Below are 18,019 nucleotides of genomic sequence, written 5' to 3'. Positions count from 1 at the left end.
CAAGGGTTCAATTTCCCCTGCATAACGCCCTTGCGGCACAACCCCTCAGCCGATAGTCGATCTGCCCATGAACAACCAGTCCAAAATTGCAGCAAATCCCGTCCAGCGCCCGCTCTTCCACGAGCCGGGCGAACTGGTCATCCGCAATGTGAACTGGGCAGGGACCAGGGCGCTCTACCGCAAGGAAGTGCGCCGCTTCATGAAGGTGCAGCTCCAGACGATCTGGGCGCCCGCCGTCACGACATTGATGTTCCTCGTGATCTTCACCCTCGCGCTGGGCGGCGCCAATCGCCATGTGCTGGGCGTGCCCTTCGCCGACTTCATCGCGCCGGGTCTCATGATCATGGGGATGATGAACAACGCCTTCGCCAACAGCAGCTTCTCGCTGCTGGCGGGCAAGATGCAGGGAACGCTGATCGATTATCTCATGCCGCCGCTGTCGGTCAGCGAATTGCTGCTGGCGCTGGTCGGCGCGGCGGTCACGCGGGCGGTCTGCGTCGGTCTGGCGCTCTGGGCGGCGATGGCGCTGTGGCCGGGCGTGCACGTGACCCCGGCGCATCCCTGGGCGATCCTGTGGTTCGGGCTGATGGGCGCGGGGCTGACCGCCTTCATCGGCGTGCTGACCTCGATCTGGGCGGAAAAGTTCGACCATGCCGCCGCCATCACCAATTTCATCATCGGGCCGATGACGCTGCTGTCGGGCACCTTCTATTCGATCGACCGCCTCGCGCCGGTCTTCCGCGCGATCAGCCACGCCAATCCGTTCTTCTACGCCATCTCCGGCTTCCGCTACGGCTTCGTCGCGGCGGCGGATGGCGATGTCGTGGTGGGCAGCATCGTGCTGCTGGGCCTGAATATCGGTCTTGCCCTGCTCTGCTACGCGCTCCTCAAGCGCGGCTGGAAGCTGAAGGCCTGATCAGGTCAGGCCCGCAATGACGGGCACGGCCAGGGTCAGGAAAAACAGCGCGCAAGCCGCGATCAGCCAGTGATGCAGGCGGGGAAGGGCGCGCTCGTCGCGCCCTTCCGGCATCTTGATCCGCATCAGGCGGCCACGCCCTTGCCGCCCACCCGGGTCAGCGAGAAGCCTGCCGCCTCGGCCTCCCTGCGCGGATAGATGTTGCGCAGGTCGACCAGCACCGGTTCGTTCATCGATGCGGCAAGACGCTTCAGATCCAGCGCGCGGAAAGCATCCCATTCCGTCACCAGCACCAGCGCATCGGCGCCGGTCGCGGCCTCATAGGCATCCTTGACCATGGCGACGCCCGGCATCAGGGGCGCGGCGACCTCCATGCCCTCGGGGTCATAGGCGACGATCCTCGCGCCCGCATCCTCCAGCGCCTGCACGATGGCCAGGCTGGGCGCGTCGCGCATATCGTCGGTATTGGGCTTGAAGGTCAGGCCCAGCAGCGCGACCGTCTTGCCGCGCGCCTCGCCGCCCAGCGCCTTGACGATCTTGCGCCCCATGGCCCGCTTGCGCAGGTCGTTCACCTGCACGACCGTTTCGACGATGCGGATCGGCGTGTCATAATCCTGCCCGGTCTTGACCAGCGCCAGCGTGTCCTTGGGGAAGCAGGAACCGCCATAGCCCGGCCCGGCATGCAGGAATTTCGATCCGATCCGGTTGTCGAGCCCGATGCCGCGCGACACGTCCTGCACTTCGGCGCCCACCGCCTCGCACAGGTCGGCCATCTCGTTGATGAAGGTGATCTTGGTCGCGAGGAAGGCGTTGGCGGCATATTTGATGAGTTCCGCCGTGCGCCGCCCGGTGAACATGACCGGCGCCTGGTTGAGGTTCAGCGGGCGGTAGATCTGCCCCATCACGCCGATCGCGCGCTCGCTGCCGGTGGTGCCGACGACGACGCGATCGGGCCGCTTGAAGTCGCCGATCGCCGCGCCCTCGCGCAGGAATTCGGGATTGGAGACGACCTGGATGTCAAGGTCGGGCCGCGCCTCCCTGACGATCCGCTCGACCTCGTCGCCGGTGCCGACGGGTACGGTCGACTTGGTGACGATCACGGTCGGCCCGTCCAGCGACTCCGCGATTTCCTTCGCGGCGGCATAGACATAGCTCAGGTCCGCATGGCCATCGCCCCGGCGCGAAGGCGTACCCACGGCGATGAAGATCGCGTCCGCGCCCTTCACCCCCGCGGCCAGATCGGTCGTGAAGGTCAGCCGCCCGGCCGAAGCATTGCTCGCCACCAGATGGTCCAGGCCCGGTTCGAAAATCGGCATCCGCCCGGATTCGATCGCGGCGATCTTGCCCGCATCCTTGTCCACGCACACCACATCATGGCCGAAATCGGCGAAGCAGGCGCCTGAAACCAGCCCGACATAGCCCGTGCCGATCATCGTGATCTTCATAAAATGTCTCAGCCCTTCGTTGGGAAGATGGTTGGTCCGGCCTCTAGCATAGCTTTTCGCCGATGCGAAAGCGGGCGTGGGGGGTACTCCCGTTCAGAGGATGGTTACCATTTTCTGTCAGCCACTTACCCGAATGGCGGCTTGCAAAGGGTAAGACATGAAGGTTGCGCTGGTGTTCGGGACACGGCCCGAGGCGATCAAGCTGTTTCCGGTGATCCACGCCCTGCGCGCGCGGGAGGATGTGGACACGCGCGTGATCGTGACCGCGCAGCATCGCGGCCTGCTGGACCAGGTGCTGGAGATCGCCGGGATCGTGCCGGATATCGACCTCGACGTGATGACCCCCAACCAGACGCTGGACGGCCTGACCGCGAAACTGATCGTCGAACTGGGCCAGGCGTTCGATGCGGAAAAGGCCGATCGCGTGCTCGTCCATGGCGACACGCTGACCACCATGGTGGCAAGCCTCGCCGCCTATTATCGCAAGATTCCGGTGGCGCATGTCGAGGCGGGCCTGCGCAGCGGCGACATCCATCATCCCTGGCCGGAGGAAGTGAACCGCCGCGTCGTCGCCTGCATCGCCGACATGAACTTCGCCCCGACACAGGCGGCCGCCGACGCCCTGCTGGCCGAAAATCGCGATCCGGCGACGATCCATGTCACCGGCAACACAGTCATCGACGCCTTGCTCGCCACGCGCCAGCGCGTCCTTGGCGAACCCCGGCTCGCCTCCGGCCTGGACGGCCTTGCCGCCCGTTTCGCCGGCAAGCGGATCATCGCCGTCACCAGCCACCGCCGGGAAAATTTCGGCGGCGGCATGGAGGCGATTGCCCGCGCCATAGCCGACATCGCGGCGCGCCCCGACATCGCCGTCATCTTCCCGGTCCATCCCAACCCCAATGTCCGCCCGGTGATGGAGGCGGTGCTGGGCACGCTTCCCAACGTCGCGATGATCGAGCCGCTGGACTATCCCCACTTCGTCCGCCTGCTCGATCTCAGCCATCTCGTCCTCACCGACAGCGGCGGCGTGCAGGAGGAGGCGCCCTCGCTCGGCAAGCCGGTGCTGGTGATGCGCGAAACCACCGAACGCCCCGAAGGCGTCGCGGCAGGTACGGCCCGTCTGGTAGGCACGGATCGAGCCGCCATCGTCCGCTCGGTCTTCGCGCTGCTGGACGATGAAGCCGCCTATGCCGCCATGTCCCGCGCCCACAACCCCTTCGGCGACGGCCATGCCTCCGAACGCATCGCAAAGATCATCGCCGCCAGCGGTTCGGCGCGTGGAGCCATGGACGAAGCCGCCTAGCCGTTACCGGAATCTTCAGCATTTCTCGTCAGAAACTGGTTGAAATCACCGGCTTCCCCAGGACCATCGCATGCCCCTCGAAAAGCTCCAGCAGAAGGTTTCCGTCATCGGCCTCGGCTATATCGGCCTGCCGACCGCAGCGCTCATCGCCCGCGGCGGCGCGCAGGTGGTCGGCGTCGATGTCAGCGCGCATGTGGTGGAGACGGTCAATTCCGGCCGCGTCCATATCGAGGAAGTCGATCTCGACGGCCTGGTCCAGGGCGTCGTCTCCCGCGGCAACCTGCGCGCCAGCCTGGAAGTCGAGCCGAGCGACGTCTTCATCATCGCCGTCCCCACGCCGGTAGCCGAAGACCGCGCCCCCGACATCAGCTACGTCCTGAAAGCCGCCCGCACCGTCGCGGACGTGCTGAAGGCGGGCGACACGGTCATCCTCGAATCCACGTCTCCTGTCGGCACCACCGAAGCGATGCGCGACCTCTTCGCGCAGCTTCGCCCCGACCTCAAAATGCCCGGCCAGGGCGTCGCGGGCGACATCGCCATCGCCTATTGCCCGGAACGCGTGCTTCCCGGCCGCATCCTGGTCGAACTGATCGACAATGACCGCTGCATCGGCGGCATCACGCCGCGCTGCGCGCGCAAGGCGCTGGGCTTCTACCGCCAGTTCGTGCGCGGCGCCTGCATCACCACCTCAGCCCGTGCCGCCGAAATGGTGAAGCTGGTCGAAAACAGCTTTCGCGACGTCAACATCGCCTTCGCCAACGAACTGTCCGTCATCGCCGATCGCATGGACATCGACGTGTGGGAGGTCATCCGCCTCGCCAACCGCCACCCCCGCGTCAACATCCTGCAACCCGGCCCCGGCGTCGGCGGGCATTGCATCGCGGTCGACCCCTGGTTCATCGTCCATGGCGACCCGGAGAACAGCCGCCTCATCCGCACCGCGCGCGAAGTCAACGACGGCAAGACCGACTATGTGGTGGCCAGGGCCTCCGACCTGATCGACGAGTTCCCCGGCGAACCGATCGCCTGCCTGGGCCTCGCCTTCAAACCCAATATCGACGATTTCCGCGAAAGCCCGGCGGTCAAGGTCGCCGCCCGCCTCGCCCGACGCTACGGCCGCCGCGTGAAGCTGGTCGAACCCTATGCCCATGACCTGCCGATGGAGTTTGCGGGCACCGGCGCGGAGCTGGTCGATCTCGATACGGCTCTGGAACAATGCGGCGTTTTCGTCATTCTTGTCGATCATGACGTTTTCAAATCCGTTCCGGTGGACGAGCGCGCCGGCAAGGCCGTCTACGACACGCGCGGCGTCTGGCCCGATCAGCCGCGGCGAACCGCCCCGGATCAGGCTCGCATCGCCGTCTGACGGGGGCAGGGGGCGCGCTTTCGCGGCCTCGCGCGGTTGCCATGTCCCTGCCGCACCGTTAACCCCGCCCGAAGCGGCAGCATCGCTGTCACGAGGAAACGGGGATTTTTCAACGGCATGAACCGGCCGACCAACAGCAATCACCGGATATGGGCGGGCCTTGCGGCCTGCGCGATGCTGGGAGCCTGCTCGACCGTGGAGGATGCGCCGCAGGGCAAGGATGCCTATGCCGCCATCCCCCCGGCCCCCGCCGTGGGCATGGATTATCACATCTCCCCCGACGATGTGCTGCGCATACAGGTCTATCACGAACCCGGCCTGTCGCTGGAGGATGCGCAGGTCACGGCGGCGGGCATGGTGCGCATGCCGCTGATCGGCGACGTATCGGTGGCGGGCCTTTCCGCCAGTGAAGCCTCCGACGTCATCGCCGGGCGGCTGGGCGATCGCTATCTCGTCTCCCCGCAGGTCACCGTCTTCGTGAAGCGGGCGGTGGGCCGCCGCATCACCGTCGACGGCGAGGTCCGCCAACCGGGCGTCTTCCCGATCGAGGGCCGCCTCGGGCTGCAACAGGCGGTCGCGCTCGCCAGCGGGCCGACCCGCCTTGCCAGCCTCGGCCAGATCGTGGTGGTCCGCATCGCCGACGGCCAGCGCAAGGCCGCCATGTTCGACCTTTCCGCCATTCGCAAGGGCGAGGCGCCCGACCCTGAAATCCTGCCGGGGGACACGATCATCATCGGCCTCTCCCGCGCCAAGGCCATTCTGGGCGGTGCGCTGCTGGCCGTCCCTGCCCTCGGCGTGGGCTTCATCGCGCTGGACGGAGGCCATTGATGGCGCCGGGCCTGCTGATCGAGCCTGACAACAGCCCCGCCACGGTGGAGGGCCGCGCCGCCCGCTTTGCCGCGGCCGCCAGTGCCGCATGGGCGGCGGTGCGGCGCCATCGCATCATCCTGTTCGTCACCATGGCGCTGTGCGTGCTGGCGGGCGTCGTCTTCATCCTGCTGTCCACTCCGGACTATCAGGCGACCGCCTCGGTCGAGGTGGAGGATATCCCGGCCGGAGCCGCAGGCGCCCCGACCGCGCAGCGTCAGGCTTCCCCGTCCGACAATGAAGCGCTGATGCAGACCGAGCTGGAGGTGCTGCGCAGCCGCTCCCTGGCGGAGGATGTGGCGCGCGAGCTGGCACTGGTCGGCAGCCGCACCTTCTTCGACGGCATGGACGTCCGCCGCCCCGATCGCGGCTCGGGCGCCCTGAACCAGCGGCAGGTGGAAACCGAAATGGTGGTCGGGCTGCTGCGCGACAATCTGAAGGTCGAACTGCCCGGCAAGTCGCGGGTCATCCGCATCGGCTTCACCAGCGCCGATCCCGTCCTGTCGGCGCGGGTCGCCAACAGCTATGCCGACAGCCTGATCCGCGCGGACCTCCGGCGCGGGTTCGAATCGGGCGTCCAGGCCCGCCGCTTCCTGCTGGGCGAACTGGACGGGGCGCGCAAGGATCTGGAACGGGCGGAACGCGACATGGCGGTCTATGCCGCCCGCACCGGCGCCGCCGCCGGTCCGGACGCGGCCCAGCCCCCCGGCGATGCCCCGCCCGAAGGCACGACCGCCACGCGCCTCGCGCAGCTCAACGCTTTCCGCGCCCAGGCCACGGCCGACCGCATCGCCGCCCAGAAACGGTGGGAAAGCGCCCGCCTCTCCGGCGTCGAAACCCTGCCCGAAGTGCTGAACAACGGCGCCATGCAGCAGTTGATGACCCAGCGGGCGCAGGCGCGGGCGGACCTGGTCCAGGAACGCCAGTTCCGCAAGGATGCCCATCCCGAGATGCGCGAAGCCCGCGCGAAGCTGGCCGCGCTGGACGATCAGGCGGAATCGATGGCGAACACGATCCGCGCCTCGCTCCGGGAACAATATGACGTCGCCGTCCATGGCGAAAGGCAGATCGAATCGGAGATCAGGAAGGTCGAGCATCAGGCCCAGGCCGAACGCGGCCGGGGCGTTCAGATGAGCATATTGGAACGGCAGGTCGACACCTATCGCCTGCTGCATGACAGCCTGCTCCAGCGCTATCGCGACATGGCGTCGCAGGCCGGGTTCCAGGCGGGGCGGATCCAGCCGCTCGACCGCGCCGCCGTGCCCTCCCGCCCATCCTCGCCCCATATCGGCGTCACCATGCTGTTCGCGTCATTGGGCGGGCTGGTGCTGGGGCTGCTGGCGGTGGCCGGGCGGCATATTTTCGACGATGCCGTGACCTCGGCCGACACGCTGGCCGAACGGGTGAACCTGCCGCTGCTGGGCGCGGTCCCGGCAGGGGAAAAGCCCGCGCCGGGAATATTCACCCCGATGGCGTCCTCCCTGCTGCTGGCGTCGGCGGCGGGCCTGCCCCGCTCGATCCTCGTCACCAGCGCGCAGGAGGGGGAGGGCAAATCCTCGACCCTCCACGCGCTTGCCAGGGCGCTGGGCGCGCTTGGCAAGCGGGTGCTGGTGGTCGATGCCGACATGCGCCGCCCCCGGCAGCACAGCCTGTTCAGCGTTGCGGCGGGCAGGGGCATCAGCGAATTGCTGACCGGTCAGGCGACGATCGAGCAGGTCATCGTAGACACGGGCGTGCCGGGCGTGGCGCTGCTCCCCTGCGGCGCCATCCCCCCCAATCCGGCCGAACTGCTGGTGACCCCGGCCGTGGACGGGATGCTTTCGACGGTCCGCGACCGCTACGACACGATCCTGATCGACGCCCCGCCGATATTGGGCCTGCCCGATGCGGGCCTGCTCGCCAGCAAGGCGCAGGCGGCGCTGCTGGTCGTGGAATGGGGCCGCAACCATCATGGCGGCCTGCGCGTCGCGGTGGACCGCCTTCGCCGCGCCGGCGGCGTGATCATCGGCGCGATCCTGACCAAGCAGCAGGGAAGGGCCTTCGAATATGACTATCATCGTTAGGCCGGTCATGGCTGGGGCGGTGCAAGCGAATTTCGCCATAGGGATGCCGTCACCCCTTTGACCCGGAGTCTCGCTTTCTCTTGCGCCTTGACCCAAAAAGCGGGATCGGGTCAGGTCCGGGATGATGGCCATGAAACAGGCTTTGGAATCAGTGAGGAGGGGGAATATGGAAGGATCGACGCGGCGGGATTTCCTGGCCGGACTGGCGCTGGGCGGCCTGTGCCTTGCCGGACCCGCCTCCGCAAAGGCCGGCGCGGCCGCCACCAACCCGCAGCTTTCCTTCGTTCACCCGGAACTGCGCCCTTTCGTGGGAATGCTGAAGCAGCAGGGACCGGCGCCGAGCCGCGCAACGCTCCCGGCGATGCGGAACGGGATGAAGGGCATGTTTCCGCCGCCGCTTCCTTCGCCCGCCTACCGCAAACAGGCGATCAAGGGGCCTTCCGGCGCGCCCGACCTGATCGTCTATGTCATCAATGCCCGGCCGGGGACCGCCAGGCCCGCCATTCTCCACACCCATGGCGGCGGCTTCATCCTCGGCGACGTGGCGAGCAACCTCCATTTCCTTCAGCAGACCGCCGCCGCGCTCGATTGCGTGATCGTTTCGGTCGAATATCGGCTGGCGCCCGAAACCACCTATGAGGGGTCGATTGAGGATAATTATGCGGCCCTCAAATGGCTGCACGCCAATGCCGCATCGCTCGGCGCCGATCCCCGGCGCATCGCGGTGATGGGCGAAAGCGCCGGGGGCGGCCATGCGGCCCTGCTGGCCATCACCGCGCGCGACCGTGGGGAAGTGCCGCTCGTCTTCCAGGCGCTGGTCTATCCGATGCTGGACGATCGCACGGGCAGCACGAAAAGGGTGGAGCCGCCGACCGGGACGATCCTCTGGACGGAGGAAAGCAACCGCTTCGGCTGGGAATCCTTCCTGGGGCAGGCGCCGGGTACCGGCACCGTTCCGGTCCGCGCGGTTCCCGCGCGTCAAGCCGATCTCAAGGGCCTGCCTCCCGCCTTCATCGGCGTCGGCTCGATCGATCTCTTCGTGGACGAGGATATCGATTATGCCCGCCGCCTGATCGACAGCGGCACGCCCGCGGAACTGCTCGTCATCCCCGGCGCCTATCATGGGTTCGACCTGGTGGGCGCGCAGACTGCGGTGGGCAAGCGCTTCACGGAGGCCAAGCTGGCGGCGCTGCGGCAGGCGTTCGAGCAGTCCTAGGGCGATTTATCGATTGCCGGTCAGGAAATCGCGGAAAACAGGGAAACAGGACGGTTCGAATATCCTGTCCTACAGGATCCCATCCGGGCTATGGCTGGCATGATCCGATCGAGCTGAATCGGATCATGCTGCATTTGTCTTTGGTCTTCCGCTTTTTCCGGGCCAGCAGGTGATGCAACCTGCTTCTAAAATGCTTTACACGGCTCCTTGAACCGTCCGATCTCCTGCTAGGAAAAGCCCGGAAAGGCGGGTTTCCGGGCATCTCCATCGTGTCACCTATGTCACCCAAAAAAGGGGCAACGGGTCAGGCGCGGGCCATCAGCCCTTCGACCAGCCCGTCGAACAGGCGGCGGCCGTCCGTCGATCCATGCGCAGCCTCGATCACCCGTTCCGGGTGCGGCATCATGCCCAGCACATTGCCCGCTTCGTTGAGGATGCCCGCAATGTTGCGTGCCGAACCGTTGACGCTTTCCGCATAGCGCAGCGCCACACGGCCCTCGCCCTCCAGCCGGTCCAGCGTCTGCGCGTCGGCGAAATAATTGCCGTCATGATGCGCCACCGGGAAGCTGATCGCCTCGCCCGCGCCATAGCGGCTGGTAAAGGCGCTCTGTGCATTCTCGACCGTCAGGGCGACGTCGCGGCAGACGAAATGGCCGCCCGCATTGCGCAGCAGGGCGCCGGGCAGCAGGCCGCTTTCCGTCAGCACCTGGAACCCGTTGCAGATGCCCAGAACATAGGCGCCGCGTTCCGCCGCCTTGGCCACCGCCTGCATGACGGGTGAGCGCGCCGCCATCGCGCCGGACCGCAGATAGTCGCCATAGGAAAAGCCGCCGGGCACGCCGATCAGGTCGAGATCGCCGGGCAGTTCGGTTTCCCGGTGCCAGATCATGGCGGGCTTCGCGCCGGTCGCCGCCTCGAACGCCACGGCGAGGTCGCGGTCGCAATTGCTGCCCGGAAAGACGATGACGGCGCTCTTCATGGCTCAGGCGACCTTTTCGATGCGGTAGTTTTCGATCACCGTATTGGCCAGCAGCTTGCGGCACATGGCGTCGATATCCTCGTCGCTGGTGCCCTCGGCCAGCTCCAGTTCGATCAGCTTGCCTGCGCGCACGTCGTTGACGCCGCCAAAGCCAAGGCCTTCCAGCGCGTGGTGGATCGCCTTGCCCTGCGGGTCGAGAACACCGCCCTTGAGCGTGACGAAGATGCGGGCTTTCATGGGGCAGGACACTCCGTAAACTTGGCCTTGGCACGCCCTCCAGCCATTTCCGCCTGCGAAATGCGCGGGCGATGAAAACTGCAGGGCTGAGCGGTCGATTTCAATCGTCCAGCCCTCTAGTCCTGCAGCGCCCGGCAGGCAAGGCATTATCCCTTTGGCAGCCGCCGTGGCGTCAGGTGATCGTTTCGCGCCACCGAACTGGCATCGCGCGAATGACTGAAGCCAAAAAAAGCGATTCCCTTTTGCATTCGCCTTGGACTAGGCGGGCCGGATGAACCCGGAATATTTCTATTATTGCTGCGCGATCCTGGCGGTCATCCTGTCCGGCCTCGCCAAAGGCGGTTTTGCCGGAGTGGGGGCGCTGGCCATGCCGGTCATGGCGCTGGGCGTCGATCCGGTGCGCGGCGCGGCCATCCTGCTGCCGATCCTGATCCTGCAGGATGCGGTCAGCGTATGGGCATTCCGGCATAGCTGGGACCGCCATGTGCTGAAGGTCATGTTGCCCGGCACGGCGGTAGGGATTGCGATCGGTTATCTCTTTGCCGCCCAAGTGTCCGAAGTTGCCGTCCTTGGCGTACTGGGCGCGATTTCGATGCTGTTCGGACTCCAGCGTCTTTGGGTCGAGCGGAGCGGGGCCATCGTCCTGCCGTCCAATTCGCCGGATTGGGTGGGCCTGTTGTTCGGCGTGGCGAGCGGCTTCACCAGCCAGATCGCCCATGCGGGTTCGCCGCCCTTTCAGATGTGGGTGCTGCCCAAGCGCCTGCCGCGCGACACGCTGGTCGGCACCACCGCGGTCACCTTTGCGGCGATGAACTGGATGAAGGTGCCCGCCTATGCCGCCCTGGGCCAGTTCACGCGGGCCAATCTGCTGGCCACGGCGATGCTGGTGCCGGTCGCGATGATCGCCACCTTCGCGGGCGTGGCGCTGGTGCGCCGGGTCGATGCAGCGCGCTTCTACACGCTGATCTACGTGCTGATGGTGCTGCTGGGCATCAAGCTGATGGCGGACGCGCTGCTCGCCTGAGCAACGCGCCCCGCCGGATCAGTCCTTGCTGCGCTTCTTGCGGTGGGTGTCGAGGTCGAGGACCGTCGTGTCCGCGCCTTCGGGCATCAGGCCCAGGCGGCGGGCGACTTCCTGATAGGCTTCGACTTCACCGCCCAGATCGCGGCGGAACCGATCCTTGTCCAGCTTTTCGCCGGTGTTCATGTCCCACAGGCGGCAGCCGTCCGGGCTGATCTCGTCGGCCAAGATGATGCGGCTATAGTCGCCGTCCCAAAGGCGGCCGAACTCCAGCTTGAAGTCGATGAGGCGAATGCCGATGCCCGCGAACAGGCCGCACATGAAGTCGTTGATGCGGATCGCCATGTCGGCAATGTCGTGCATCTCTTCCTGGCTGGCCCAGCCGAAGCAGGCGATATGCTCTTCGGACACCAGCGGGTCGCCCAGTGCGTCGTCCTTGTAGCAATATTCGATCAGCGTGCGGGGCAGTTGCGTGCCTTCCTCGATCCCCAGCTTCTTGCTGAGCGAACCGGCGGCGACATTGCGTACCACGACCTCGATCGGCACGATCTCGACCTGGCGGACGAGCTGTTCGCGCATGTTGAGGCGGCGGATGAAGTGGGTCGGCACGCCGATCTGGCCGAGCAGGGTGAAGATATGCTCGGAAATCCGGTTGTTGAGCACGCCCTTGCCCGAAATCGTGCCCTTCTTCTGGGCATTGAAGGCGGTCGCGTCATCCTTGAAATACTGGATGATCGTGCCCGGCTCGGGGCCTTCGTAAAGGATCTTTGCCTTGCCTTCGTAGATCTGGCGGCGACGGGCCATGCGCGGTTCCTGTCTTCCCTATAGCGTTTTCGGAGCAGGTGAAACAACTGCCGGTTCGGAAAACGCGGTGAAACACCAACTGGAACAGCCCCCGTTTCGATGCGATGAAATCGGAATCTGCTCCAGAAAGAATGTGCCCCGGCAAACGCGAATCGGGAAGGATCAGCGGGTGCCGGGGCTGCTTGGGCTGGCCCTTAGACCAAAAGGGGCGAGGGTGCAATTAGTCGACTGATTCCGCTCCGGCCGCAGCCATTACAGCACGTCTCCGAACATGAACCAGATGAGGGCGAGCCATGCGGCCAGCCCCACCACGCCCACAATCACGCCGGATCTCGCGCGGATCGCAGCCAACAGCCCTCGATCTTCTTCACTTTCTTCCATCATGCCGCGACAGTAGCAGCCGATTGGCGAAACGAAAGCGCGCTACGCGGCGGCTTCGGTTTCGGGCTTCTTCTCTTCATTATCGCGTTCGACCGCCAGCAGTCGTCCGGTGAAGCATTCGCGCCACCAGCGGATATCCTGTCCTTCCACGCAATCCATCATGGCGCGCCAACGGCGCTTGCGCTCATCCAGCGGCATTGCAAGCGCCCTGGTGATGGCATCGGACATCTCCTCAGGGCTGTAGGGATTGATCAGCAGCGCATCCTTGAGCTGCAAGGCGGCCCCGGCAAAGCGCGAGAGGATGAGGACGCCGGGGTTTTCGGGGTCTTGCGCGGCGACATATTCCTTGGCGACCAGGTTCATGCCGTCGCGCAAGGGTGTGACCAGCCCGATGCGCGCAGCGCGATAGATGCCCGCCAGCATGTCTCGCGGATAGCCCTGGTTGACATAGCGGATCGGGGTCCAGTCGACATCGCTATACTCGCCGTTGATGCGGCCCGCTATGGCGTCCAGCGTCGCGCGAATCTGTTGGTAGCTCTCCACCTCTCCGCGGGATGGCGGCGCGATCTGGGTCAGCACGACCTTGCGATGCTGTTCGGGATGGTCCTTCAGGAAGCGGGCATAGCCGTTGAAGCGTTCCTCCAGCCCCTTGCTATAGTCCAGCCGGTCGACCCCCACGATCATCGCGCGATCCTGAAGCGATCGGCGGACCTTTTCGAACATATCCCCCGCCGCCTCGCTGGTGGCGGCATCGGCATATTCCTGGGCGTTGATGCCGATCGGACAGGCGATGGCCTGAATGGTGCGGTTGCCCAGCGTCACATAGTCGCCGTCCACCGTGCCGCCCATCTCGCGTTCCACATAATGGCGGAAGGATTCGAGCCACTCCTCCGTATGGAAACCGACCACGTCATAGGCGAACAAGGTCTGCACCAGCTTGGTATGGTGGGGAAGCGACACCAGCAGTCGCGTCGGTGGCCAGGGGATGTGGAGGAAGAAACCCATCCGGTTCCGATGCCCCCTGTCACGCAGCATCTGGCCAAGCGGGATCATATGATAATCATGGACCCAGATCACGTCTTCCGGCTCGATCAACGGACTCGCGGTGTCGGCGAAGCGCTGGTTCACCCGGTTGTAGCCGCCCTCGAAATCGCGGGCATATTCGGCCAGGTCGATGCGGAAGTGGAACAGTGGCCAGAGCGTCTTGTTGGCGTAGCCATTATAATATTCATCGACATCCTGCTCTTCCAGATCGATGGTCGCCGTCTTGACGCCCTCATCTTCGGAAAAGCCGATCTGGCCGGTGAAACTTTCGGTGACTTCCCCCGACCAGCCGACCCATATGCCCCGGCTTTCACGCAGTGCCTGGGAGAGCGCCACGGCGAGACCGCCTTGATTGCCCGTCTTGCTGGGTCTGCTGACGCGGTTGGAAATCACGATCAGGCGGCTCATCGCATCATGCTCCAAGGTTTGCTCAAGAGCACGGCGCAGTTGATGATGCCGACCAATGAGTAGGTTTGGGGATAGTTTCCCCACAATTCCCCGGTCGCGGGGTCGATATCTTCGGACAGCAACCCGGCAGCGGTACGGCGGGACAGCATTTCCTCGAACAGGGCGCGGGCTTCCTCGGTTCGGCCGGTGCGGTGCAGTGCTTCTATCAGCCAGAAAGTGCAGACGTTGAAGGCTGTCACCGGCTCCCCGAAATCATCTGGGGCGCTGTAGCGAAGCATGTCGTTGCCCCGGCGCAGATCCTTTTCCAGTGCCTTCAGCGTGCCGATGAACATCGGATTGTCGGCGGTCAGGAAGCGCAGGTCGAGCAGCTGGAGCAGCGACGCGTCGCGGGCGTCATCCTCGAAATTGGCGGAGATCGCGTTGCTGCCGGTGCGCCAGGCCGATTGCAGGATGCGAGCCTTCATGATCTCGGCCCGTTCGCGCCAGTGGACTTCGCGTTCCGGCAAGCCGAGAGCAATCGCGGCATGGGCCAGCCGGTCGCAGGCTGCCCAGCACATCACCGCGCTATAGCTGTGGACATGGGCGCGGGTGCGCAATTCCCACAGGCCTGCATCCGGTTGGTCGTAGACTTGCCATGCGCGTTCGCCGACGACTTCGAGAGCCTCGAAATCCGACATGCCCGCCATGCGCAGCAGGCGCTGGTCGATAAAGCCCTGGACCGATGACAGGACGATCTGGCCATATGCATCATGCTGGATCTGCGAATAGGCCGCATTGCCGACCCGCACGGGTCCCATGCCGCGATAGCCCGGCAGGCAGGCCGCCTCGCCTTCCTCCAGTGTCGCGTTGCCGCGCACATCGTAAAGCGGCTGGATATGGCCGCCCCTGGCCCCATCCACGATGTTGCGCAGGTAGGCGAGATAGCTTTCCAGGACATCGAGCGCGCCGAGCCGGTTCAGCGCCTCGACCGTATAATAGGCGTCCCTGATCCAGCAGTAGCGATAGTCCCAGTTCCGGCCGCTGTCGGCATGTTCGGGGATGCTGGTGGTCAGCGCGGCGACGATGGCGCCGGTTTCCTCATGCTGGCAGAGTTTGAGGGTGATGGCGGAGCGGATAACCGCTTCCTGCCATTCGGCGGGAATGGCGAGGCCGCGCACCCAGATTTGCCATTCATGGATGGTGTCGTCCAGCATCCGTTCCACCGCAGGGCGAAGGGCGTCGGAAAAACTTTCATCTGGCCCCAGGAAAAAATGCATGTCCTGTTCCAGACGGAACCAGCTTTCCTGGGAAATGAGACCGATCGGCGCATTGGTGGACACGCGCATCGCCATATAGGACAGCACCAGCCGGATATGGTTGGAGCCATAGCTGATCGGCACCTCTTCCGAATGCCAGCTCGTGGTGGGGCGCAGCCGGACGCGGATGCGGGGACTGCCCGCGATCGGGCGCACGACCCGCGCGAAGGCCACCGGACGGTACATGCGGCCCTGATGCTTGTGCCGGGGGCAGAAGTCATACAGTTCGATCGCATTGCCCTGCGCGTCGTGCTGACGCGTGACCAATATCGGGGTGTTTCGGATATAATGCTGCTCGATCCGGGCGCAGTTTTCCAGTTCGATGGCCCAGAAGCCGCGCGCTTCCGGTGCGTCCCAAGCCTTGTCGTCGAGAAGCGCTGAAAATACCGGGTCACCGTCGACGCGCGGCACGCAGGCCCAGACCATGCGGCCTGCCCGGTCAATCAGTGCGGATGCCTGACAATTGCCGATGGGCCAAAGGTCGAGCGTTCGCTCATTTCCGGCAATGATGGTGTTCTCTTGCTCTTTGATCGGTCTACCCCCTTGTTCGCTGCGAATGGGGGCTTCAGGTCCATCGGATCAGGCCGAACCCGCAGCCCCCTGAGCAAGATAATGCCTGACGGCGGCAACCTGTTCCAAAGAGAATGCGGCGAGCGTAGGCCGGGGCGAGCCGACCAGAATGCCTGACCCGCCCAAGTCGCGGGCGGCCGCGAAGCCTTCCTCGTCGGTGATGTCGTCGCCGATGAACAGCGGCGTGCCACCCTGCATGGGGGCGCTTTCCATGAGGTGGTGGACGGCGCTGCCCTTGTCGGCGCCGCCGGGGCGAAGTTCATAGAGCATCTTGCCGGGTTGCAGCGCCAGGCCGAGGCTTTGGGCGAGCTGTTCCGCCAGGACCTGAGCCTGCGCACCCCATTGCGGGGCGCCACGGAAATGAAGGCCGACGCTGATCGTCTTGCGTTCGACAAGCAGGCCCGGCTTTCCGGCGGCGAAATTCTGGAAGGCGGCTTCCGCCTCGTTGACGGCGGGAAGGCGGGCTGGCGCGTCGGGCGGACATCCCGGTTTGGCGAACTCAAGGCCGTGGGTTCCCGCCAGCAGGAAATCGTCGAGACCAAGACTGCGAAGGGTGGCGACCGAACGGCCGCTGACGATTGCCAGCCGGCCGCTCAACCGGGTTCTGAGCCGGGTCAGCAGGGAGAGCAGTTCCTCGTCGACCACAACGCCGTCGGGCGTGTCCGCTATGGGCGCCAATGTTCCGTCGAAGTCGAGGAACAGGGAGGCGCCCGTCAGCAGCGTGGCCGGGGGAGAGGGAAGATCGGGAAGAGGGGAAAGCTGGGATTCGGACACGCGCGCAAAGTGGCGGATGGCGCGGAATGTGCAACCCCTGTCGGCCTTTCCCGATGCTTTTTCATGATTGTTCCTGCTGCCAGGGTGCCGACCAGCGGATGCGGTGCAGCGCCTGGAAGGCTTGCATGAGGGTCGGGAAAGGGGAGGGTGTTTCATGGCCGGGATTCCACGGCCGGGCGTTGTTGGACATGTGCATGACCTGTTCCTTTTTCCATGAATGTCACGGTGAACTGACGGGGATTTCTATCGATGATTTTCATGGTGCCGGCCAACAAAAGCGTGGACAGGATATATAAGGCTGGCTTATTCATTATGCATGAGCAACCTTCCGCCACTGTCCGCTGTCCGCGTGTTCGAAGCCGCCGCCAGGCTGGAGAATTTCACTGCCGCCGCCCAGGAGCTGGGGATGACGCAGGCGGCGGTCAGTTATCAGGTGAAGTTGTTGGAGGAGCGGCTGGGCCTCAGCCTGTTCCAGCGCGCGGGGCGCAAGGTGGAGCTGACTGACAGGGGGCGGGAGATTTCATCTGTCGTCAGCCGCGCCTTCGACCAGATGCGGCAGGGGTTCGCCGCGCTGACGCAGGACCAGTCGGCGGTCCTGACGATCAGCTGCACCAACAGCTTCGCCCATCTCTGGCTGGCGCCCCGGATCGGCGCCTTCCAGATGCGCCATCCGCATCTGGCGGTGCGCATCCAGGCGGAGGATGCGGTGGTCGACCTGGTCCGCGATGGCGTGGATCTGGCGGTGCGGGGCGGCAAGGGCGACTGGCCGGGGCTGGAGGCGAAGCTGCTGACCCATAACCGGCTGGTGCCGATGTGCAGCCCCCGCTGGCTCGACAGCCACGGCCCGGTCGCCGACGCATGGGCGCTTCACGCCGCGCCGCGCCTGTCGCCGGACGATATGTGGTGGCATGAATGGTTCGCCGCCATGGGGGTGGAGGCGGACCCGGCCGACGGCCCGCCCGGCATCGCGCTCGACAGCCAGGTGATGGAGGGGCGCGCCGCCATTGCCGGGCAGGGGATCGCGATCCTCAACCATTTTCTCTGGAAGGCGGAGGTGGAAGCGGGCCTGCTGGTCGAGGCCGTGCCGTCCTATGTCCGCGAGATCGCCAGCTATTGGGTGGTCTACCCGCCCCATGCCCGCAATGCGCCCAAGGTGAAGGTCTTTCGCGACTGGATAAGCGCCGAGTTCGCGCGGGAAATCGCCGCCGATCCGGACCGGCGCTATTTCCCGCGCTGAACATGTGTCCGGAAATGCGCGGAAGGGCGCATTTCGGATCGGCACCAGCCCGCTCCCCCACCCGGCCACCCATATGATACTGCCGTTGGATGG

Annotated in this window: 18 protein-coding genes; 8 read left to right on the top strand and 10 right to left on the bottom strand. The window is 65.4% G+C overall.

Going from position 1 to position 18,019, the window contains the following annotated elements; translation table 11 throughout:
- Positions 1 to 67: 67 nt before the first annotated feature.
- Entirely contained in the window at positions 68 to 916 is an 849-nt protein-coding gene (locus MJ601_RS01435) for an ABC transporter permease (protein WP_242122786.1), read from the top strand.
- Here MJ601_RS01435 and MJ601_RS21910 read toward each other — a convergent pair whose 3' ends face one another.
- Together MJ601_RS21910 and MJ601_RS01430 are read right to left on the bottom strand one after the other, a co-directional pair.
- On the bottom strand, positions 917 to 1,042 hold the full coding sequence (locus MJ601_RS21910) for a hypothetical protein (protein ID WP_281061190.1): 126 nt from the start codon (positions 1,040 to 1,042) through the stop codon (positions 917 to 919). It lies immediately after the preceding gene.
- Positions 1,042 to 2,361, bottom strand: a complete 1,320-nt coding sequence (locus MJ601_RS01430) for a UDP-glucose dehydrogenase family protein (protein WP_242122785.1) — start codon at positions 2,359 to 2,361, stop codon at positions 1,042 to 1,044. Before MJ601_RS01430 ends, MJ601_RS21910 begins: the two co-directional genes overlap by 1 nt.
- Before the next feature lie 157 nt (positions 2,362 to 2,518).
- Between MJ601_RS01430 and wecB the strand changes: the two genes are divergently transcribed.
- From wecB to MJ601_RS01405, 5 genes are all read left to right on the top strand, one after another.
- Complete coding sequence (wecB, locus tag MJ601_RS01425; RefSeq protein ID WP_242122784.1) at positions 2,519 to 3,664, top strand: non-hydrolyzing UDP-N-acetylglucosamine 2-epimerase; 1,146 nt, start codon at positions 2,519 to 2,521, stop codon at positions 3,662 to 3,664.
- Between the two features lie 70 nt (positions 3,665 to 3,734).
- A complete protein-coding gene (wecC, locus tag MJ601_RS01420) occupies positions 3,735 to 5,030 on the top strand; it encodes a UDP-N-acetyl-D-mannosamine dehydrogenase (RefSeq protein ID WP_242122783.1) in 1,296 nt (431 codons plus the stop codon).
- Between the two features lie 117 nt (positions 5,031 to 5,147).
- On the top strand, positions 5,148 to 5,858 hold the full coding sequence (locus MJ601_RS01415; RefSeq protein ID WP_242122782.1) for a polysaccharide biosynthesis/export family protein: 711 nt from the start codon (positions 5,148 to 5,150) through the stop codon (positions 5,856 to 5,858).
- Positions 5,858 to 7,960 carry a GumC family protein gene (locus tag MJ601_RS01410; protein WP_491572872.1) on the top strand — a complete coding sequence of 701 codons (2,103 nt, stop codon included), beginning with the start codon at positions 5,858 to 5,860 and terminating at the stop codon, positions 7,958 to 7,960. Before MJ601_RS01415 ends, MJ601_RS01410 begins: the two co-directional genes overlap by 1 nt.
- 166 nt (positions 7,961 to 8,126) lie before the next feature.
- On the top strand, positions 8,127 to 9,176 hold the full coding sequence (locus MJ601_RS01405; protein ID WP_242122780.1) for an alpha/beta hydrolase: 1,050 nt from the start codon (positions 8,127 to 8,129) through the stop codon (positions 9,174 to 9,176).
- A gap of 304 nt (positions 9,177 to 9,480) precedes the next feature.
- Here the strand turns inward: MJ601_RS01405 and purQ are convergent, their stop codons facing one another.
- Both purQ and purS read right to left on the bottom strand, forming a co-directional pair.
- The gene (gene purQ / locus MJ601_RS01400; protein WP_242122779.1) at positions 9,481 to 10,155 is read right to left on the bottom strand and encodes a phosphoribosylformylglycinamidine synthase subunit PurQ; all 675 of its coding nucleotides are present in this window, start codon (positions 10,153 to 10,155) and stop codon (positions 9,481 to 9,483) included.
- Positions 10,156 to 10,158: 3 nt separating this feature from the next.
- Positions 10,159 to 10,392 carry a phosphoribosylformylglycinamidine synthase subunit PurS gene (gene purS, locus MJ601_RS01395; protein ID WP_242122778.1) on the bottom strand — a complete coding sequence of 78 codons (234 nt, stop codon included), beginning with the start codon at positions 10,390 to 10,392 and terminating at the stop codon, positions 10,159 to 10,161.
- A 271-nt stretch (positions 10,393 to 10,663) separates the two neighbouring features.
- Here purS and MJ601_RS01390 point away from each other — a divergent pair, with 271 nt between their 5' ends.
- Entirely contained in the window at positions 10,664 to 11,416 is a 753-nt protein-coding gene (locus MJ601_RS01390) for a sulfite exporter TauE/SafE family protein (RefSeq protein WP_242122777.1), read from the top strand.
- 18 nt (positions 11,417 to 11,434) lie between these two features.
- Here the strand turns inward: MJ601_RS01390 and purC are convergent, their stop codons facing one another.
- From purC to MJ601_RS21900, 6 genes are all read right to left on the bottom strand, one after another.
- Positions 11,435 to 12,217 (bottom strand): phosphoribosylaminoimidazolesuccinocarboxamide synthase, encoded by a 783-nt coding sequence (purC, locus tag MJ601_RS01385; RefSeq protein ID WP_242122776.1) that lies wholly within the window; start codon positions 12,215 to 12,217, stop codon positions 11,435 to 11,437.
- A 252-nt stretch (positions 12,218 to 12,469) separates the two neighbouring features.
- The gene (locus MJ601_RS21905; RefSeq protein WP_281061189.1) at positions 12,470 to 12,601 is read right to left on the bottom strand and encodes a hypothetical protein; all 132 of its coding nucleotides are present in this window, start codon (positions 12,599 to 12,601) and stop codon (positions 12,470 to 12,472) included.
- Positions 12,602 to 12,640: 39 nt separating this feature from the next.
- A complete protein-coding gene (gene otsA / locus MJ601_RS01380) occupies positions 12,641 to 14,050 on the bottom strand; it encodes an alpha,alpha-trehalose-phosphate synthase (UDP-forming) (RefSeq protein WP_242122775.1) in 1,410 nt (469 codons plus the stop codon).
- On the bottom strand, positions 14,047 to 15,816 hold the full coding sequence (locus tag MJ601_RS01375) for a glycoside hydrolase family 15 protein (protein ID WP_348635544.1): 1,770 nt from the start codon (positions 15,814 to 15,816) through the stop codon (positions 14,047 to 14,049). Before MJ601_RS01375 ends, otsA begins: the two co-directional genes overlap by 4 nt.
- A gap of 108 nt (positions 15,817 to 15,924) precedes the next feature.
- Positions 15,925 to 16,689, bottom strand: coding sequence for a trehalose-phosphatase (gene otsB, locus MJ601_RS01370; protein WP_242122773.1), 765 nt, complete (start codon positions 16,687 to 16,689; stop codon positions 15,925 to 15,927).
- A 61-nt stretch (positions 16,690 to 16,750) separates the two neighbouring features.
- Positions 16,751 to 16,879 (bottom strand): hypothetical protein, encoded by a 129-nt coding sequence (locus MJ601_RS21900; RefSeq protein ID WP_281061188.1) that lies wholly within the window; start codon positions 16,877 to 16,879, stop codon positions 16,751 to 16,753.
- Between the two features lie 126 nt (positions 16,880 to 17,005).
- Here MJ601_RS21900 and MJ601_RS01365 point away from each other — a divergent pair, with 126 nt between their 5' ends.
- Complete coding sequence (locus MJ601_RS01365; RefSeq protein WP_242122772.1) at positions 17,006 to 17,926, top strand: LysR substrate-binding domain-containing protein; 921 nt, start codon at positions 17,006 to 17,008, stop codon at positions 17,924 to 17,926.
- Positions 17,927 to 18,019 lie beyond the last annotated feature (93 nt).

It is taken from the genome of Sphingobium trunci (genome assembly GCF_022664535.1).
In the GTDB taxonomy this organism is placed as follows: Bacteria; Pseudomonadota; Alphaproteobacteria; order Sphingomonadales; family Sphingomonadaceae; genus Sphingobium.
Note: the sequence above shows the minus strand (reverse complement) of the source record. Positions and strands in the feature narration are given on the sequence as shown.

Coding starts and splice junctions, on each gene's coding strand:
- MJ601_RS01435 (WP_242122786.1), top strand. CDS start 68: ATGAACAACCAGTCCAAAATTGCAGCAAATCCCGTCCAGCGCCCGCTC.
- MJ601_RS21910 (WP_281061190.1), bottom strand. CDS start 1,042: ATGCGGATCAAGATGCCGGAAGGGCGCGACGAGCGCGCCCTTCCCCGC.
- MJ601_RS01430 (WP_242122785.1), bottom strand. CDS start 2,361: ATGAAGATCACGATGATCGGCACGGGCTATGTCGGGCTGGTTTCAGGC.
- wecB (WP_242122784.1), top strand. CDS start 2,519: ATGAAGGTTGCGCTGGTGTTCGGGACACGGCCCGAGGCGATCAAGCTG.
- wecC (WP_242122783.1), top strand. CDS start 3,735: ATGCCCCTCGAAAAGCTCCAGCAGAAGGTTTCCGTCATCGGCCTCGGC.
- MJ601_RS01415 (WP_242122782.1), top strand. CDS start 5,148: ATGAACCGGCCGACCAACAGCAATCACCGGATATGGGCGGGCCTTGCG.
- MJ601_RS01410 (WP_491572872.1), top strand. CDS start 5,858: ATGGCGCCGGGCCTGCTGATCGAGCCTGACAACAGCCCCGCCACGGTG.
- MJ601_RS01405 (WP_242122780.1), top strand. CDS start 8,127: ATGGAAGGATCGACGCGGCGGGATTTCCTGGCCGGACTGGCGCTGGGC.
- purQ (WP_242122779.1), bottom strand. CDS start 10,155: ATGAAGAGCGCCGTCATCGTCTTTCCGGGCAGCAATTGCGACCGCGAC.
- purS (WP_242122778.1), bottom strand. CDS start 10,392: ATGAAAGCCCGCATCTTCGTCACGCTCAAGGGCGGTGTTCTCGACCCG.
- MJ601_RS01390 (WP_242122777.1), top strand. CDS start 10,664: ATGAACCCGGAATATTTCTATTATTGCTGCGCGATCCTGGCGGTCATC.
- purC (WP_242122776.1), bottom strand. CDS start 12,217: ATGGCCCGTCGCCGCCAGATCTACGAAGGCAAGGCAAAGATCCTTTAC.
- MJ601_RS21905 (WP_281061189.1), bottom strand. CDS start 12,601: ATGATGGAAGAAAGTGAAGAAGATCGAGGGCTGTTGGCTGCGATCCGC.
- otsA (WP_242122775.1), bottom strand. CDS start 14,050: ATGAGCCGCCTGATCGTGATTTCCAACCGCGTCAGCAGACCCAGCAAG.
- MJ601_RS21900 (WP_281061188.1), bottom strand. CDS start 16,879: ATGTCCAACAACGCCCGGCCGTGGAATCCCGGCCATGAAACACCCTCC.
- MJ601_RS01365 (WP_242122772.1), top strand. CDS start 17,006: ATGAGCAACCTTCCGCCACTGTCCGCTGTCCGCGTGTTCGAAGCCGCC.